The organism is Corynebacterium lizhenjunii, assembly GCF_011038655.2.
In the GTDB taxonomy this organism is placed as follows: Bacteria; Actinomycetota; Actinomycetes; order Mycobacteriales; family Mycobacteriaceae; genus Corynebacterium; species Corynebacterium lizhenjunii.
The window spans coordinates 1,176,729-1,190,377 of record NZ_CP064954.1 but is presented as its reverse complement, the minus strand read 5'-3'; the positions used below and the strand labels follow the sequence as shown (position 1 = coordinate 1,190,377).

Annotated in this window: 7 protein-coding genes and 3 rRNA genes; all 10 read right to left on the bottom strand. The window is 56.4% G+C overall.

What is annotated here, in order from left to right; all coding sequences use genetic code 11:
• Nucleotides 1–261: 261 nt before the first annotated feature.
• Complete coding sequence (locus G7Y31_RS05500) at nt 262–1,902, bottom strand: hypothetical protein (protein ID WP_165006948.1); 1,641 nt, start codon at nt 1,900–1,902, stop codon at nt 262–264.
• A gap of 103 nt (nt 1,903–2,005) precedes the next feature.
• A complete protein-coding gene (locus tag G7Y31_RS12085) occupies nt 2,006–2,590 on the bottom strand; it encodes a DUF3558 family protein (protein WP_165006951.1) in 585 nt (194 codons plus the stop codon).
• Nucleotides 2,591–3,023: 433 nt separating this feature from the next.
• A 5S ribosomal RNA gene (gene rrf / locus G7Y31_RS05490) occupies nt 3,024–3,141 on the bottom strand.
• Between the two features lie 134 nt (nt 3,142–3,275).
• Nucleotides 3,276–6,363 (bottom strand): 23S ribosomal RNA (locus G7Y31_RS05485).
• 453 nt (nt 6,364–6,816) lie between these two features.
• Nucleotides 6,817–8,336: ribosomal RNA gene (locus G7Y31_RS05480) — 16S ribosomal RNA — on the bottom strand.
• Together the 16S, 23S and 5S rRNA genes form the textbook arrangement of a ribosomal RNA operon.
• Before the next feature lie 234 nt (nt 8,337–8,570).
• Nucleotides 8,571–8,747 (bottom strand): hypothetical protein, encoded by a 177-nt coding sequence (locus G7Y31_RS05475; RefSeq protein WP_165007053.1) that lies wholly within the window; start codon nt 8,745–8,747, stop codon nt 8,571–8,573.
• A gap of 395 nt (nt 8,748–9,142) precedes the next feature.
• Nucleotides 9,143–10,414, bottom strand: a complete 1,272-nt coding sequence (gene tyrS / locus G7Y31_RS05470) for a tyrosine--tRNA ligase (protein ID WP_165010938.1) — start codon at nt 10,412–10,414, stop codon at nt 9,143–9,145.
• Nucleotides 10,415–10,512: 98 nt separating this feature from the next.
• Nucleotides 10,513–10,698, bottom strand: coding sequence for a Trm112 family protein (locus G7Y31_RS05465; protein ID WP_165010936.1), 186 nt, complete (start codon nt 10,696–10,698; stop codon nt 10,513–10,515).
• Nucleotides 10,699–10,884: 186 nt separating this feature from the next.
• Nucleotides 10,885–11,916: an ornithine cyclodeaminase gene (locus G7Y31_RS05460; RefSeq protein WP_165010934.1), complete on the bottom strand. Its 1,032-nt coding sequence runs from the start codon at nt 11,914–11,916 to the stop codon at nt 10,885–10,887.
• 170 nt (nt 11,917–12,086) lie between these two features.
• Nucleotides 12,087–13,595, bottom strand: coding sequence for an amino acid permease (locus tag G7Y31_RS05455; RefSeq protein ID WP_165010932.1), 1,509 nt, complete (start codon nt 13,593–13,595; stop codon nt 12,087–12,089).
• Nucleotides 13,596–13,649: the final 54 nt, after the last annotated feature.

The following is a 13,649-nucleotide window of genomic DNA, read 5'->3' as shown; positions in this document are numbered from 1 at the left end:
ATGATGCTCTGGCGCCCGACTCATCCCCCACCGACGAACCGCACTCGATGCGTCAAGCTACTGTTGCCTTCGCTGACGGTCCAGCTTGCCCCATCACCCGGCCTCACACATGCTTCGGTCCACTTCACCGGTGGTCCAATCTGCACGGCCGTGTAGCGTGACGCATTTTCGCCGCAAACACGACTTTGCGCCATGGGCGGGAAGGGGCCTGCGCGCAAAAACGCGTCACCTTTCAGCACTTGGGGGTGCAAAGCGTAGTCCCTATTCCCGTACCCATGCGCCGATAACGCCTGGGATTGCTGGTGGCAGGTCACCGATTAGGGCTCGTTTGTTGGCGTCTTGTTCAATCTTGGTTGTCACCGCTTTGACCCGACCCCGATTATTCGCCCCACTACCGGCACCTGCGCCCATCACCGGCATCATCGACCGGCCACCTTGCGCAGCAATCCCGGCTGGTGTGACAGTCCCGCGGGCCATTGCGGCACCACCTGACCCGGCACCTGGGACACCACTGCCAACGCCTGGCGCACCTCCACCGCCGATACCACCGCCAACGGCCCCGCCAAGACCACCAGCGGCCCCAATGCCACCAGCACCACCACCTGCGACTGGCACACCACCGGTCCGCCCGGCGGCGTGGCGGCCAGTGTTTCCAGCAACCAGACCTGGCATAGCACCACCCCAACCAGAACCAGTACCACCAAGGACACCAGCACCAGCACCGGCACCTGACGGGGTTGTGCCCGCTGCACCCATTTTCACCAAGCCACCACCGGGTACCGCTGCCCCAATGGGCGCACCACCCGGTACACCAGCACCAGCGCCTGCGCCATGGCCTGGACCGGATAGTGTCGCTGCTGTGGGACCAGTCAACGACTCCCCCACAGTAGCGGGCAACACGGAATTACCAAACATGCCCGCAACATCGCGGCCAAGGCCACGAACAAACTCTTCTACCCCAGTATCATGAGCTCCCATGCCAGCCACCGGGCGCAACAACCCGTCTGCCACCTCGAAGGATCCTGGGCCTAGTTGACCTGCCATAGCAGCATCTACCATGGCCTTCGGGATAGATAGTGAATCAGTGCCGTAGCGCCCATCACTACCAGCAATCGCGTTCATACCAGCCTTAGCCAGGCCACCACCGGCAGCCATCTCAGGGCTAGCCAGATTACCGATCTGTGGCAGTGAGGCATCCACCATGAACTGCAGATGGCCCTGCAGGGAAGCAATTGCGGCGCGTTCTGCGACTTTTTGGGCTGCAAGGTCTGGGATTGCCCGGATGACGGCCTCTGCGGTAGCTGCGCGGAGTTTGGCCATGATCCCTAGTGAGTTCAACAAGGATGTGTGCGCCTGCATCAACAATGCGTTGGCAGCAAAATCCGTACCTGTGGCAGCGACTGTGCCTAAGGTTTCTACCGCACGGTCTACAGCTTCCCCGGAGTTGTTGCTCGCCAGCACCCCAGCAATCGACTGCAGCTGCGTGACTGCTTCTGTAGCTGCGATATGCAAGTCATTCCAGCGGCTGCTGGACGCTACGACTGAGGCTAAGTCGATGGCGTTGATTTCGGCGGCCACCTGGCTAATGTCTAGCCCAGACAGCATGACTACCGGAGGCACGAAGTCAAGGGTTTGGTAGTCGGCCGGGGGTTGGTCGACAAAGCGAACCTCCAGGAAATCCGGGCTAATCCCCACATGCAACATGTCCAGAGTCTTTGCCGCCAGCGAGTCCTGCCACGCAAACGCAATAGCTTGATTTGATAGCTGCCCAGAAATCCAATCCAATTGACTGCAGAATTTCCGCAGGGTTTCATCGGCTGACGCAGGATCGCCCTGCAGGAAACGGCCATGAATACCGCCAGCCTCGCTTACCCCAGAAATTGACGAGAAAGCGGGAGACATCATCCCGGAACCACTCCCCACTACAGTCAGGATAGTACGGTGAAGTTTTCGAAGATTCTCGTATTGTGCCTTTGTCGACTCAACATCGATGTACATCGCTATTTCACTCCCCAATATAGAATTTGCTGAATAGTTCAATCGTTCTGATACAGGTATCTCGTTCGTTACCAGGTGCGCCGAAGCTCGAGTACGTTACCCCCAAGACTCCGACAGCGGTTTCTACGCCAACGAAGCAGATGCCACCACCGTAATCCGGATGCGGCTTGAGGACTCTTGCCTTTGGGACGCCCCCAACTGGCACCACGGCATCGATAAAAGCTCCCGTGTCGAGAAGCATTTGGAAAGGTTGCTGCCAGCTCGTGAGGTCAAACCCTTCGCCGACATAAGTCTGTTCGACCACAATTGGACAAAAATACGGGTCTGTGTTCTCCCCTCCATCTGGGGCTTTTACCACTCCGACTCGTTCAAAGACTTCGTCTGGTATGTCTTCGCAGGGTTTGAAGGGTTTGTATCCGGGTGCGGTTGGGTCGAATGGTCCTGGGGTTGGCATGGCGAACTCGTTTGCCTCAGCGTTATCGGGTGCTGTCTGACTGACGTGCTCGCTGGCGTGTGTGGTTGCGGGCGGGTGGTCAGGGATTTGTGGGGGTGTGGTGGCGCACCCGGTTAGTCCGAGGATGCTTGCAGCCACTGCGGCAACAATGCTAATTGGGGTGCGTTGTCCCTTTGGGGCTGGTATGCGCGTGGGTGTGTTGTAGGGCCCAGGTGCAGCGCCTATGCTGCGGGGTGTGGCGGGCTGTTGACGTGGGGTTATACCCAATGTGGTGGTTGCGTAGTGTGTTGACGCCACGGTTTCCGACTCCTTTCGGTGTGTCCTTGTCTATTAGACTGCCGAAAGGGCCGGAAGGTTCCGTGATCGTGGAAAAAATCTTTGCACACCACCCCACCACGGAGAAGCTAACCTGAAGACTTGGTCATTCTAGAGTGGGTTTGGTCATTCTAGAGTGGGTTGTTGTGGTGGGTGGGTGTGGAAAACGCTGTGCGGCCCGGTCCACGTGGTCCCCTCGTTGTGTGGTGGGGGTGTGGGCCGGTTGGGTTTTATTTTGTTGTTTGTGTGTTTGTAGTGTCGGCGGTAACTTACTCTCCCACACCCTCCCGGGTGCAGTACCATCAGCGCGGGCAGGCTTAGCTTCCGGGTTCGGAATGGGTCCGGGCGTTTCCCTGCCGCTATCAACCACCGACACATCTGCGGGGCACACCCACAGAGTGTGGGTGTGTTGCAGTGTTGTGTCAGATACTGCATAGTGGACGCGCACACAGGTGTGTGTTTGTTTGTTTGTGCTTGGTAGGACCATCCAACACTTTTGTGGTGTTGGGTGTGTTTGTTTTGGTCTATTAGTACCAGTAGCCTTCACATCTTGCGATGCTTCCAGGTCTGGCCTATCAACCCCATCGTCTTTAGGGGACCTCAAATGAAACCTCATCTTAAAACAGGCTTCCCGCTTAGATGCTTTCAGCGGTTATCCCTTCCGTACGTAGCCAACCAGCGGTGCTCCTGGCGGAACAACTGGCACACTAGAGGTACGTCCGTCCCGGTCCTCTCGTACTAGGGACAGCCTTCTTCAAGTTTCAACGCGCGCGGCGGATAGAGACCGAACTGTCTCACGACGTTCTGAACCCAGCTCGCGTGCCGCTTTAATGGGCGAACAGCCCAACCCTTGGGACCTACTCCAGCCCCAGGATGCGACGAGCCGACATCGAGGTGCCAAACCATCCCGTCGATATGAACTCTTGGGGAAGATCAGCCTGTTATCCCCGGGGTACCTTTTATCCGTTGAGCGACACCACATCCACAAGTAGGTGCCGGATCACTAGTCCCGACTTTCGTCCCTGCTCGAGCTGTCACTCTCACAGTCAAGCTCCCTTGTGCACTTACACTCACCACCTGATTGCCAACCAGGCTGAGGGAACCTTTGGGCGCCTCCGTTACATTTTGGGAGGCAACCGCCCCAGTTAAACTACCCACCAGGCACTGTCCCCAACCCAGATCATGGGCCAAGGTTAAGGTGCTCAATCCGATCAGAGTGGTATTTCAACAACGACTCCACCACCACTAGCGTGATAGCTTCACAGTCTCCCACCTATCCTACACAAACCGAACCAAACACCAATACCAAGCTATAGTGAAGGTCCCGGGGTCTTTTCGTCCTGCCGCGCGTAACGAGCATCTTTACTCGTAGTGCAATTTCACCGGGCCTGTGGTTGAGACAGCAGGGAAGTCGTTACGCCATTCGTGCAGGTCGGAACTTACCCGACAAGGAATTTCGCTACCTTAGGATGGTTATAGTTACCACCGCCGTTTACTGGGGCTTAAATTCTCAGCTTCGACACCACAAGGGTATCTAACCGGTCCTCTTAACCTTCCAGCACCGGGCAGGCGTCAGTCCATATACATCAACTTCACGTCTTCGCATGGACCTGTGTTTTTGATAAACAGTCGCTTCCCTCTATTCTCTGCGACCACACCACGCTTAACACCGCAAAGGGTGCTCACACGGTGCGGTCCCCCTTCTCCCGAAGTTACGGGGGCATTTTGCCGAGTTCCTTAACCACAGTTCACCCGAACGCCTTAGTATTTTCAACCTGACTACCTGTGTCGGTTTAGGGTACGGGCCATACATCCACATCGCTAGAGGCTTTTCTCGACAGCACGGGATCACCAACTTCACCCCATATGGGCTACGCATCACGTCTTACCAACAAACGGTGGTACGGATTTACCTACACCACCCGGCTACACGCTTACACCAACAATCCACTAAGCGGCATGGCTACCCCACTGTGTCACCCCATCGCTTGAACCACACATCAGGCCCCACGACGCACACACCCAAACCGGCCAAAGACCAGAAAGAATGTGTTTGTGGTGGTTAGTATCAGTGCTTTATCATGGGCGCGGACATACGGGTACCAGAATATCAACTGGTTGTCCATCGACTACGCCTGTCGGCCTCGCCTTAGGTCCCGACTCACCCTGGGAAGACGAACTTGACCCAGGAACCCTTAGTCATCCGGCGGGAAGGATTCTCACCTTCCAATTCGTTACTCATGCCTGCATTCTCACTCGCACACACTCCACGCCGCCTTACGGTAACGCTTCACCACGTGCACGACGCTCCCCTACCCAACACACACCGAAAGGTGTGTCTTGCCGCGGCTTCGGCGGTGTGCTTGAGCCCCACTACATTGTCGGCGCGAAACCACTCGACCAGTGAGCTATTACGCACTCTTTCAAGGATGGCTGCTTCTAAGCCAACCTCCTGGCTGTCTTCGCGATCCCACATCCTTTTCCACTTAGCACACCCTTAGGGGCCTTAACCGGCGATCTGGGCTGTTTCCCTCTCGACTATGAAGCTTATCCCCCACAGTCTCACTGCCGTACACCACATTGCTGGCATTCGGAGTTTGGCTGACATTGCTAAGATTGTAGTCCCGCTCAACCAACCAGTAGCTCTACCTCCAACAAGCTAATACGACGCTGCACCTAAATGCATTTCGGGGAGAACCAGCTATCACGGAGTTTGATTGGCCTTTCACCCCTACCCACAGCTCATCCCCGCAGTTTTCAACCTACGTGGGTTCGCGCCTCCACAACCTCTTACAGCTGCTTCACACTGGCCATGGGTAGATCACCCCGCTTCGGGTCCAGGACATGCCACTAAACAAATCACCCTCATTAGGATTCGGTTTCCCTACGGCTACCCCACACGGGTTAACCTCGCGACATGCCGCTGACTCGCAGGCTCATTCTTCAAAAGGCACGCCATCACACACTTTCAGGTGCTCTGACGGATTGTAAGCACATGGTTTCAGGAACTATTTCACTCCCCTCCCGGGGTACTTTTCACCATTCCCTCACGGTACTATCCACTATCGGTCACACTGAGTATTTAGGCTTACCGGGTGGTCCCGGCAGATTCACAGCAGATTCCACGAGCCCGCTGCTACTCGGGGACACCAACAACCAACCACACACCATCTTCAGCTACAGGACTCTCACCTTCTCCGGTAGGCCATCCCAGACCACTTCACCTAACAACATGCGCATTGGCACGACAGTGGTAGCTGCCGCACATCAGGCCCCACAACACCGCACACACAACCCCTACCAAGTATCACATGCACACGGTTTAGCCTCATCCACGTTCGTTCGCCACTACTAGCAGAATCATTATTATTTTCTCTTCCTACGGGTACTAAGATGTTTCACTTCCCCGCGTTGCCCCCACAACAGCTATGAATTCACTGAAGGGTCACTACCCATAACGGCAGCCAGGTTTCCCCATTCGGACATCCTCGGATCAACGCTTAATTGACAACTCCCCGAGGCTTAACGCAGCCTTACACGTCCTTCATCGGCTCAGCATGCCAAGGCATCCACCATGCGCCCTTAATAACGAACACACAAACCACGTACCCGGGCCAAGCCCGGCTACGAGGCGTGAACTACACAAAACACAAAAAGAACAAAGAAATCACACACGCAACAACACCACCCACAAAAAAGGGCAGCACTGTCACGGATGCTCGCGTCCACTATACAGTTCTCACACAACACCCCACACCACCACGAAACACCACCACAAAGGCAGCACCACGCAACCAGTATGGGTTATGAGCAACACAATGATGCCCCAGACACCCAACAATGCACCAACATACCCACAAACAATTCTTGCCTGCCCACCACGACGACCACCACAACAAAAAAGTGTCATCAACTGGTGTGTCTCCACTCCGACTAAAAAACGTTGGCAGCATGACACTCGCACACTCAACCAACCGTCGCGCTCCTACAGAGCGCGACGTACAAATGATGTGGGATGTAACTACACCCCAACACTAAAAGCTCCTTAGAAAGGAGGTGATCCAGCCGCACCTTCCGGTACGGCTACCTTGTTACGACTTCGTCCCAATCGCCGATCCCACCTTCGACAGCTCCCTAACGAGTTTGAGCCACTGGCTTCGGGTGTTACCAACTTTCATGACGTGACGGGCGGTGTGTACAAGGCCCGGGAACGTATTCACCGCAGCATTGCTGATCTGCGATTACTAGCGACTCCAACTTCATGGGGTCGAGTTGCAGACCCCAATCCGAACTAAGACCAGCTTTAAGCGATTAGCTCCACCTCACAGTATCGCAACGCATTGTACCGGCCATTGTAGCACGTGTGAAGCCCTGGACATAAGGGGCATGATGATTTGACGTCATCCCCACCTTCCTCCGAGTTAACCCCGGCAGTCTCTCATGAGTCCCCACCACAACGTGCTGGCAACATAAGACAAGGGTTGCGCTCGTTGCGGGACTTAACCCAACATCTCACGACACGAGCTGACGACAACCATGCACCACCTGTATACAGACCACAAGGGAAAACACATCTCTGTGCCGATCCTGCATATGTCAAGCCCAGGTAAGGTTCTTCGCGTTGCATCGAATTAATCCACATGCTCCGCCGCTTGTGCGGGCCCCCGTCAATTCCTTTGAGTTTTAGCCTTGCGGCCGTACTCCCCAGGCGGGGCGCTTAATGCGTTAGCTACGGCACGAGAAACGTGGAAGTCCCTCACACCTAGCGCCCACCGTTTACGGCATGGACTACCAGGGTATCTAATCCTGTTCGCTACCCATGCTTTCGCTCCTCAGCGTCAGTTACTGCCCAGAGACCTGCCTTCGCCATCGGTGTTCCTCCTGATATCTGCGCATTTCACCGCTACACCAGGAATTCCAGTCTCCCCTACAGCACTCAAGTCAGCCCGTATCGCCTGCACGCCCGGAGTTAAGCCCCGGAATTTCACAGACGACGCGACAAACCACCTACGAGCTCTTTACGCCCAGTAATTCCGGACAACGCTCGCACCCTACGTATTACCGCGGCTGCTGGCACGTAGTTAGCCGGTGCTTCTTATACAGGTACCGTCACATACGCTTCGTCCCTGTCGAAAGGAGTTTACAACCCGAAGGCCGTCATCCCCCACGCGGCGTCGCTGCATCAGGCTTCCGCCCATTGTGCAATATTCCCCACTGCTGCCTCCCGTAGGAGTCTGGGCCGTATCTCAGTCCCAATGTGGCCGTACACCCTCTCAGGCCGGCTACCCGTCGACGCCTTGGTAGGCCATTACCCCACCAACAAGCTGATAGGCCGCGAGCTCATCCCTAACCGAAAAAACTTTCCACCACACACACTAAAGCATGGTCCTATCCGGTATTAGACCCAGTTTCCCAAGCTTATCCCGAAGTTAGGGGCAGATCACCCACGTGTTACTCACCCGTTCGCCACTCGAGTACCCCCCGCAAGCGGGAGGCCTTTCCGTTCGACTTGCATGTGTTAAGCACGCCGCCAGCGTTCGTCCTGAGCCAGGATCAAACTCTCCACAAAAAAGGCACCAACACCCAAACAAAAAAGAGTGCCGGACCAGGGCGTGAAAAGCCCAAAACCTAGACAAAAAAGACAAACCAAACCACCACCACAAACAGCAGCAGCGGACTGGCAAATCCAAAAAATTACTACATAAAGAAAAAATCACCCGAACCACCCAACAACCGACGAGGAAGCCCAGACGGTCCGGTTACCACCATGACAACAAACGCCACCACAGCAAAAATGCGACTTTTAAACAGTATGCACCAAACCAAAAATTATCAGTTCTTTTACAGTGACACCCCACATTCGGAACAGGGCATCACCCGGCACACACCAACCAACCACACCCACAAAACAGGCGCAGCCAGCACAACACACTTCCACCACAATGACCGCCACAGCAGACAAACAAAAATAAAAGTACATTGGCACACTATTGAGTTCTCAAACAACATCAGCACACCCACCAAACACCGACCCACAACACAGGGCCCACACTCAGCAGAGCAGCTCGTCCCACTCTAGAAGAACCAACCAACCACAGTCAAATCAGCACTCCCAACCAGGAACCACCAACCAGAAGACCAACCGGCCACCTCGCTGGCGACTCGGATAAATCTACACACACCCAACCATCAACACAAATCCCCAGCCCACACCCCAATTCCACCCCACACCAACCACCACCCAAACAACCCCAACCACCAACAACCCCAACCACCAACAAACCCCCCACCCACAAGCGGCATCGGCAAGCACTGCAGGCACCCACCAACAAAGAAACCCGCCCACCAATAAAGGCAGACGGGATTCACCAAAGTCTAGAGACGGGCACCAGCGAAGTTCTTCTTGCCGCGGCGCAACACCAGCCAGTGGCCGTGAAGCAGATCCGCCTCGGCGGGCTCCCACGCCTCATCGCTAACACGCTGATTGTTCACATACGCGCCGCCCTCCTTGATGGTCCGGCGGGCAGCACCCTTGGATTCGGCTAGCCCGGATGCCACCAGCAAGTCCACGATGGTCCGTGGCTCACCTGCAGCAATCTCCGCAACGGTTGTCTCAGCCAATGCGCCTGCCAGGGTGGACTGGTCAAGATCACCAAGTTCAGCGCGGCCGAACAAAGCCTGCGCCGCAAGCTCAACGGCGCGAGTCGCCTCCTCACCATGGACCAAGTTGGTCATCTCTTGAGCCAACCGACGCTGGGCTTGTCGCAAATGCGGCTCCTCGGCAACTTGCTTCTCATAGGCCGCAATTTCTTCGCGGTCCAAGAAAGTAAACCACCGCAGGTAATCAATGACCACGGAGTCGCCCGCATTCAAGAAGTACTGGTACCAGGAGTACGCAGAGGTCTTCTCCGCATCCAACCACAGCTTGCCACCGCCGGTAGACTTACCAAACTTCTGCCCAGAGGCATCCGTGACCAACGGCACAGTCAAGCCGTGCACCTTGGCTCCGTCGACGCGCCGGTTCAGGTCCACACCGGAGACAATGTTGCCCCATTGGTCACCGCCACCGATTTGCAGCACGCAATCATACTCCCGCCGTAGCTGCACATAGTCGTTCGACTGCAGCAGCATGTAGGAAAATTCCGTGTAGGAAATACCGTCGGACTCCAGGCGCCGTTTCACCGTGTCGCGGTCCAGCATGGTGTTGAGCGAGAAATTCTTGCCCACGTCACGCAAAAAGTCGATGACAGACATGTTCATAGTCCAGTCCGCATTATTGACCATGATGGCCGCGTTGTCACTTTCAAAGCTGACAAACCGCCGCAGTTGGGCGCGAATGGATTCCATGTTGGCATTGATTTGCTCTTGGGAAAGCATCGAGCGCTCCCCCACATCCCGAGGATCCCCAATAAACCCGGTGGCCCCGCCAGCCAAAGTCAACGGCCGGTGTCCAAACTCCTGAAAACGCCGCAACATAATCAGCGGTACCAGGTGTCCCGCGTGCAGCGAGTCCCCGGTCGGGTCAAAACCACAGTAGAGGGTAATGGGCTGCTCGCAGGCCTCCCGCAGGGCGTCGAGGTCCGTGGATTGGTTAATTAGCCCACGCCAGGCGAGCTCATCGATAATGTTGGCAGGTCGGTTAGACATAGTTCTTTCTTGAATGTGTGGTGCGGCGGGCATCAGGGTCGCAGCTGTGCCTCAGCTTGCCGATGCCCCTGTATCTGCGGTTATGCCTAAATCTCAGGCTAGGCAGTGGGTTCCGGTGGCCAGGCGAAGGATTCATCCACCAGCATGACCGGAATGTCGTCCTCAATTGGATACGCAACGTGCAAACGCTCGTTGACCAGTACCGACTTTTCAGGGAGATAGGTCAATGGCCCTTTATCTTGGGGGCAGACCAGGATCTCTAGCAATTGAGGGTCAAGACTCATACTTGTGCATACTACAGCCTTGCCTGGTGCATTGCTCGGTGGGCTCCGGGACCGTCGCGGATGGAGGGGCGGCGGGCCGAGGGAAGAGGAGGCGCGGGTCGTGGGAGGGCATCGGCAAGCCAATGCAAAAGCCACCCGCCGCACGTGTAGCAGGTGGCTGGGCTGAGGCGCTAGATGACTGAGGGGCTAGATGAGGGAAGGCACGTTCGCAACCAGGGAGAACAAGTCCTTAGGGTCCTCCGGGTCAGCGATGAGGTCAATATCGACTTCTAATTCCGTGCCCTTGACAGAGTCACGCAGGTAGCGCAGGGCGGAGAAATCGTTGATGGCAAATCCGACATCGTCAAACAAGGTGATCTGCTCCGGGTTATCGCGGCCGGATTCTGCGCCGGTGAGGACTTTCCAGAACTCCACAACCGGGAAGTCAGCTGGCTTTTGCTGGATTTCGCCCTCAATGCGGGTCTGTTCCGGGAACTCCACGAAGACCTTGGAGATGTCCAAGATGCCCTCCTCCAGCTCCGTCTTGCCGGGGCAGTCCCCGCCGACTGCGTTGAGGTGCACCCCCGGCGCCACGTGGCGGGTGGCCAGAATTTGGTTCTGCGCCTTGTCCGCCGTGCAGGTAGTGATGATGTCCGCGCCGATCACGGCCTCGTCGGTACTGGAGCACGCGGTGATGCTGAAACCCAGCGGCTCAAGGTTGCGCTTGAACTTCTCAATCGCCTGCGGGTCGATGTCGTAGATGGTGATGTGGTCAATGCCCAATACCCCACGGAAGGCCAGCGCCTGGAACTCAGCCTGGGAACCAGCACCAATCATGGCCATGCGGGTGGAGTCCTGGCGTGCCAAGTGCTTGGCTACCATCGCAGAAGTGGCCGCAGTGCGCAGCGCCGTGAGCAGGGTCATCTCCGCTTGGAATGTGGGGTAGCCGTTATCGACGTCCGCCAAAACTCCAAACGCGGTAACCGTCTGGAACCCACGGGCCGGATTGGAGGGGTGGCCATTAACGTACTTGAAGGAGTACTCCTCCCCGTCCGAAGTGGGCATGAGTTCAATCACGCCGAAGGGGGTATGGGAGGCCACACGGGGGATTTTGTCGAATTTCTCCCAGCGCTTGTAGTCGCGCTCCAGGTAGTCGACCATTCCTACCATGATGTTTTCTACACCCTCGCGCTGAATCCAGCGGGCCATATTGGCCACATCCACGAACTTAACCTTCATACAGAAGTTTTCCTTTCCATTATTGACTCGTCGAGTATCGACTCGGGCGGGCAGTGCACAATCTGCCCTTGACTGTACGCGAACCGGCAGCCGGTGCGCCGGGGCCTTTTCACGTTGGGCTTATCAAGCGCTGCCGGTCCACCGTGGCCATTTAGGCGCGGCTTGCTACGCTAGCCGTCCTTCAACCGCAGTTCCTCGTGCGGATCCGCGCCAAAGCGGAAACTGGGCAGGTGGGTCCTTTTGCGCTCTTCAGCGATGGCGTTGATGCGATCCCGCCACGCGAACCACATGCACGCAAAGACGGGGATTAGCGCGATGGTTGCCAACAGGGAGTAGGAACCGATTGGATAATCGATTGCTGTGAGAGCCAGGACCACGCCCACGAAGACAACGGTGGCCCAGTCCCCCACCACACCAAATGGCGAGCGGTAGTCCGGCCGGGTGAAGTGGCCGCGTTTGGCAAGCCGCACGAATTTTTGATGCGCCATCACAATAGCTACCCAGGAGGCCAAGGTGCCCAAGGCTGCAAGGTTGAGCACAATTTCAAACGCCATCTCCGGCACATAATAGTTCAAAAAGACCCCGGCCAGGGCCACGATGACTGCCATGACGATGCCCCCGTAGGGCACGCCGGAGGCCGACATCCGCGCCCCAAACTTTGGCCCAGATCCCGCCTGAGACATGTTGTACATGATGCGCCCGGTTGAATAAAGGCCAGCGTTCAGGGAGGAAATTGCGGCGGTGATGACCACCAGCTGGAAGATTGCCGCCGCGTAGGGGATGCCCAGGGATTCGAAGAAAACCACGAAGGGCGAGGTTTCTGACTTATACAGGGTGTACGGCAGCACCAGGGTCAGCAGCAAGATGGAGCCGAAGTAGAAGACCACAATACGAAACAGCACACTGTTGATTGCGCTGGGAATGTGCTTGCGCACGTCCTTAGTCTCGCCCGAGGTGGTGCCCACCAACTCTATGCCAGCGTAGGCAAACACCACACCCTGAATGACAATCAGTGCAGGTAGTGCACCATTAGGCAGCCAACCGCCAGAACTGGAAATGAGGCTAAAGCCGGTGGGATCCCCGGACGGGTGGCCCAGAATCAACACGCCGATAGCGATGAGCATGAAGATGACTAGTGCCACCACCTTGATCATAGAGAACCAGTACTCGAGCTGGCCAAAGATCGCTACGGAGAGCATGTTGAAGAAAAAGATCGCTCCGACCACCACCAGGGCTAAGAGCCATTGGGGCGTGTGGTCTAACCAGGTGGTGTACTGGCCAAACCATTTGATGTAGATGGCAACGGCGGTCGCGTCCGCGACCAACGTCATTGCCCAGTTGCCCCAGTAGAGCCAGCCAGTAACGAAGGCAGCCTTTTCCCCATAGAACTCACGGGCGTAGGAGACAAAGGAGCCAGAGCTAGGGCGGTAGACGATTAATTCTCCGAGGGCCCGGAGGATGATATAGCCAAAGAAACCGCAGATGAGATAGAGAATAGCTAAGGAGGGACCGGCTTGCTGCAAGCGTGAACCGGAGCCTAAAAGAAGGCCGGTACCAATGGCTGAGCCGATGGCAATCATCTGCAACTGACGTTTGCCCATCCCCTGCTGGAGACCATTGTCTTCGGCGTCGAACATGGCGCGTTCGGACTCGTGAGGTCCCGACGTCGTGTGAGTCATGGTGGTTGCTCCCTGTGCAATCTAAGCGAAGGCAGCGGTTCCCGGCTTCACCGG